This window comes from Inquilinus limosus MP06, from assembly GCF_000767795.1.
Taxonomy (GTDB): domain Bacteria; phylum Pseudomonadota; class Alphaproteobacteria; order DSM-16000; family Inquilinaceae; genus Inquilinus; species Inquilinus limosus_E.
The window spans coordinates 1-4111 of record NZ_JANX01000556.1 but is presented as its reverse complement, the minus strand read 5'-3'; the positions used below and the strand labels follow the sequence as shown (position 1 = coordinate 4111).

Sequence of the window (4111 nt, the reverse complement as noted above, 5' to 3'; positions counted from 1 at the left end):
CGACTACAGCGACCGCAGCGGTTTCCCGGACGCGCCGGAGCGGATGCGCGGCAAGGCGCGGACCACGGTGTCGATCCAGGAGGCGATGAATGGCTGAACCAGCTGACACACTGGCGCTGGTGACCGGCGCCTCCAGCGGCATCGGCCTCGAGCTGGCGCGCTGCTTCGCCCGTGACGGCCATCGCCTGATCCTGGTGGCGGAGGAGGAGGCGCCGCTGATCGAGGCGGCGGAGGTGCTGCGGCAGGCCGGCTCGCCGTCGGTCGAGACCGTGGCGGTCGACCTCGCCCGCCCCGACGGGCCGGACGAGGTCCGGGCCGCGGCGGAGGCTATCGGCGTGCTGCCGGACTTCCTGGTGAACAATGCCGGGGTCGGTGTCTTCGGCGACTTCGCGCGGGAGACGCGGTGGGAGGACGAACTGCGGCTGGTCCAGCTCAACGTGGTCGGCATGCTGCGGCTGACCAAGCTCTTCGCCGGCGACATGGTGGCGCGCGGTTCTGGGCGGATCCTGATCACCTCCTCGGTCGCCGCCATCGCGCCGTCGCCGCTGCAGTCGGTCTACTCGGCCAGCAAGGCCTTCGACTACGCCTTCGCAGAAGGCATCGCCAACGAACTGGTCCATACCGGCGTCACCGTCACGGCGCTGCTGCCGGACGCGACCGAGACCGAGTTCTTCGCCCGCGCCGGGATGGAGGACACCAAGCTCGGCCAGAAGTCCAAGGCGGACCCGGCCGATATCGCCCGTGCCGGCTACGACGCGATGATGAGGGGCAAGGACCATGTCGTCGCCCCCTTCACGGCGAAGCTGAAGACGGGGCTGACCGCGGTGATGCCCCAGAGCGTGGTGACCGGGATGGCTCGGGCCGACTGACGCAGGAATCGTACTTGGAACCCGGGCCGTCGCGGTCCTGTTGGCCTGCCGTCGGAGGGCAGGACCGAGGCACCGAATTGCGCCACCGCATCCTCGTCGCGATCACGGTCGCCGCCGCCCTGGCCGGGGCGGCGCAGGCCCAGGATCTGCCGCAGCCCCCGGCCTCGGCGGCGCCGCCCGAGGACGGGCAGTGGGCGATGCCGGCGAAGAACTATGCCAGCACCCGCTACAGCGGCCTCGACGAGATCAACACCGGAAATGTCGCCCGGCTGCAGGTCGCCTTCACCTTCTCGCTCGGCGTCGATCGCGGGCAGGAGGCGCCGCCGCTGGTGGTGGGCGACACGATGTTCATCGCCACGCCCTATCCGAACGTCCTCTACGCGCTCGACCTCTCGAAGCCGGGCGCTCCCCTGAAATGGAAGTTCGAGCCCAAGCCCGAGGCCGCGGCCCAAGGCGTCGCGTGCTGCGACGTGGTCACCCGCGGCCCGGCCTATGCCGATGGCCGCGTCTTCCTGAACACGCTGGACGGCAACACCATCGCGGTCGACGCCGCGACCGGGCAGGAGATCTGGCGCACCAAGCTCGGCGACATCAATATCGGCGAGACCATCACCATGGCGCCGCTGGTGGCCAAGGGGAAGGTGCTGGTCGGCAATTCCGGCGGCGAATACGGGGTGCGCGGCTGGATCGCGGCGCTCGACGCCGCCACCGGCAAGCTGGCCTGGAAGGCCTACAACACCGGCCCGGACGCCGACGTCCTGATCGGCCCCGACTTCAAGCCGTTCTACGAGGCCGACCGCGGCAAGGACCTGGGCGTCACCACCTGGCCGCCGGGCGCCTGGCAGCAGGGCGGCGGCAATGTGTGGGGCTGGATCTCCTACGACCCCGACCTGAACCTGATCTATCACGGCACCGGCAACCCCGGGCCGTGGAACCCGGATCTCCGCCCCGGCGACAACAAATGGACCGCCGGCATCTTCGCCCGCGACATCGACACCGGTGCCGCCCGCTGGGCCTACCAGTGGAGCCCGCACGACCTCTACGACCATGATGGTATCAACGAGAACATCCTGCTCGACATGGCCTGGCAGGGGCAGCCGCGGAAGGTCCTGGTCCGTCCCGAGCGCAACGGCTACGTCTACGTGCTGGACCGCACCACCGGCGAGGTGCTGTCGGCCAAGCCCTTCGCCCCGGTCACCAGCAGCAGCGGCGTCGACCTGAAGACCGGGCGACTGGCCATGGTGGCGGACAAGGCGCCGCAGACCGGCCGCGTGATCCGCGACATCTGCCCGGCGGCGCCGGGCGCCAAGGACTGGAACCCGTCGGCCTATTCGCCGCGGACCGGGCTGCTCTACATCCCGCACAACAACCTGTGCGAGGACCTGTTGGGGATGGAGGCGAACTACATCGCCGGCACCCCCTATGTCGGCGCAGAGGTGCGGATGAAGCCAGGGCCTGGCGGCCATCGCGGCGAGTTCACGGCCTGGGACATCGCCAAGGCCAGGCCGGCCTGGATGGTGAAGGAGAACTTCCCGGTCTGGAGCGGCGCGCTGGCCACCGCCGGCGATGTGGTGTTCTACGGCAGCTTCGAGGGCTGGTTCAAGGCGCTGGACGCCCGCAGCGGCAAGTTGCTGTGGCAGTTCAAGACCGGCTCCGGGATCATCGGCCAGCCCACCACCTATCGCGGCCCGGACGGGCATCAGTATGTCGCCATCCTGTCCGGCGCCGGCGGCTGGGCCGGGGCGATCGTCGCCGGCGACCTCGACCCGCGCGACCAGACCGCGGCGCTCGGCTTCGTCGGCGCCATGGGCGACCTCAAGGATGCCACGACCCGGGGAGGCATGCTCTATGTCTTCCGTCTTCCCTAGGCTGCTGCTGGCCGCGGCGCTGGCGCTGACCGCCGGCGCCGCCGGGGCGCGCGAGCTCCGGGTCTGCGCCGACCCGAACAACCTGCCTTTCTCGAACAACAAGGGCGAGGGGTTCGAGAACCGCATCGCCGCGCTGGTGGCGCAGGATCTCGGCGCCACCGTGACCACCACCTGGTGGGCGCAGCGCCGCGGCTTCATCCGCAACACGCTGAAGGCCGGGCTGTGCGACCTGGTGCCCGGCACCATGGCGGGGCTGGAGATGCTGCGCTCGACCCGGCCCTATTACCGCTCCGGCTACGTCTTCGTCAGCCGGGCCGATGGCCCGCAGATCCGATCCTTCGACGATCCGGCGCTGCGGTCGCTGCGCATCGGCGTGCCGCTGGTCGGCGATGACGGCGTCAACCCGCCGCCGGCCGAGGCGCTGGCCCGGCGCGGCCTGGCCGACCATGTCGTCGGCTACACGCTCTACGGCGACTACGCCCAGCCGAACCCGGCCGGCCGGATCGTCGCGGCGGTGGCGAAAGGCGAGATCGACGTCGCCGTGGTCTGGGGCCCCTTCGCCGGCTATTTCGCGCCGCGCCAGCCGGTGGCGCTGACCGTCACCCCGGTGCAGCCGCAGACGGAAGGGCCGATGCCGATGGTGTTCGACATCGCCATGGGCGTGCGCCGCGACGACAAGGAACTGGCCGACGCAGTGAACGCGGCGTTGGGCCGGCATCGTGGCGAGATCGACGCGATCCTGGCGCAATACGGTGTCCCGCGTCTGGACCGCACCCAGCAGGCGGGGCCTTGAGATGCGCGCGCCGCTTCTCCTCCTGCTCTCCGCCGCTCTGCTGGCCGCCGGCTGCCGCCGCGAGGAGCGGGGCTACGACACGCCGCGCGCGGAGTCCTCCGCCGAGGCCATCGTCGCCCTGGCCCCGATCTCGCCCGGCGCCAATGCCCCGCAGACGGCCGCCAATCCCAAGGGGCAGGACTATGAGCAGAACGCCTATGCCATGAGCCAGGGCAAGCGGCTGTTCCAATGGTTCAACTGCAGCGGATGCCACGGCAATGGCGGCGGCGGCTCCGGCCCCGCCTTGATCGACGACAAATGGATCTACGGCAGCAGCATCGACAACATCGCCGCCACCATCCGTGAAGGCCGGCCGAACGGCATGCCGTCTTTCCGCGGCCGCATCCCGGATGACGAGATCTGGCAGATGGCCGCCTATGTCCGCTCCATGGGCCGCTTCGTGCCGAAGGACGCGGCGCCGTCGCGCAATGACGGCATGCAGTCACGCCCGGCCGAGAACCGGCTGCCGCCGGCGAAGCCGCATGCCGTCGGGGTGCCGCAGTGATGCTGCCGGCGCGCCGGCTCGCCGCCCTGGCCGGCGC

The 4111-nt window shown here is 70.7% G+C and carries 4 protein-coding genes; all 4 read left to right on the top strand.

The features are described 5' to 3' along the window. The first annotated feature begins 89 nt into the window (after nt 1-89). The 4 genes from P409_RS28250 (at nt 90) to P409_RS28235 (ending at nt 4074) form a co-directional block, all read left to right on the top strand. Entirely contained in the window at nt 90-869 is a 780-nt protein-coding gene (locus P409_RS28250; RefSeq protein WP_034846262.1) for an SDR family NAD(P)-dependent oxidoreductase, read from the top strand. A 77-nt stretch (nt 870-946) separates the two neighbouring features. Next, a complete protein-coding gene (locus P409_RS28245) occupies nt 947-2737 on the top strand; it encodes a methanol/ethanol family PQQ-dependent dehydrogenase (RefSeq protein ID WP_034846260.1) in 1791 nt (596 codons plus the stop codon). After that, on the top strand, nt 2718-3530 hold the full coding sequence (locus P409_RS28240; RefSeq protein ID WP_034846258.1) for a substrate-binding domain-containing protein: 813 nt from the start codon (nt 2718-2720) through the stop codon (nt 3528-3530). Before P409_RS28245 ends, P409_RS28240 begins: the two co-directional genes overlap by 20 nt. A gap of 1 nt (nt 3531) precedes the next feature. Beyond that, on the top strand, nt 3532-4074 hold the full coding sequence (locus tag P409_RS28235; RefSeq protein ID WP_034846256.1) for a c-type cytochrome: 543 nt from the start codon (nt 3532-3534) through the stop codon (nt 4072-4074). Nucleotides 4075-4111: the final 37 nt, after the last annotated feature.